Here is a 697-nt window from a genome sequence, read left to right as displayed (position 1 = left end):
GATTCAAAAAGCGGCGAAAGAGCAAGGCTTTGAAGAGCGTCACCGCTTTGCGATTGATAGCAGCCTAGATTGGAATGACGTTTACGATTGCACTCAAGCATTGAGCCTATTCTCTAGTCGCCAAATCATCGAACTTGAGCTGCCTGAGTCGGGTGTAAACGCGGCTATCGCCAAAGAGCTACTGGCACTATCCGATCAGCTGCACGACGACATCATGCTGGTATTGATTGGCACAAAGCTGACCAAGGCGCAGGAAAACGCCAAATGGTTTAAAGCGCTATCGAGCCAAGGCCACTGGGTGAGCTGCCTGACACCCGATGTCGCACGTTTACCGCAATTTGTTCAAGCACGTTGCCGTCAAATTGGTTTACAGCCGGATGCTGAAGCCACACAAATGTTGGCTCAATGGCACGAAGGTAACCTATTTGCATTGACACAGAGCCTAGAAAAGCTGGCGCTGCAATACCCTGATGGCAAGCTAACACTCGTTCGACTTGAAGAGTCGCTAAGCCGCCACAACCACTTTACCCCTTTCCATTGGGTCGATGCCCTGCTTGCAGGCAAAGGTAATCGAGCACAGCGCATTCTACGCCAACTGGAAGCGGAAGGTGTGGAAGCGGTGATTCTACTGCGTAGCATTCAGCGTGAGCTCGCGCTGCTGTTACAAATGCAACAACAGATGCAGCAGATGCCTATC

Annotated in this window: 1 protein-coding gene; it reads left to right on the top strand. The window is 51.2% G+C overall.

The features are described 5' to 3' along the window. Window positions 1-697, top strand: a 697-nt coding sequence (gene holA / locus KIV40_RS29400; protein WP_285352776.1) for a DNA polymerase III subunit delta, incomplete at both ends; no start/stop codon positions are given.

The sequence above is a fragment of the Vibrio sp. D173a genome, from assembly GCF_030248475.1.
The sequence above is the reverse complement of the archived record's forward strand: the minus strand, read 5'-3'. Positions and strand labels throughout refer to the sequence as shown.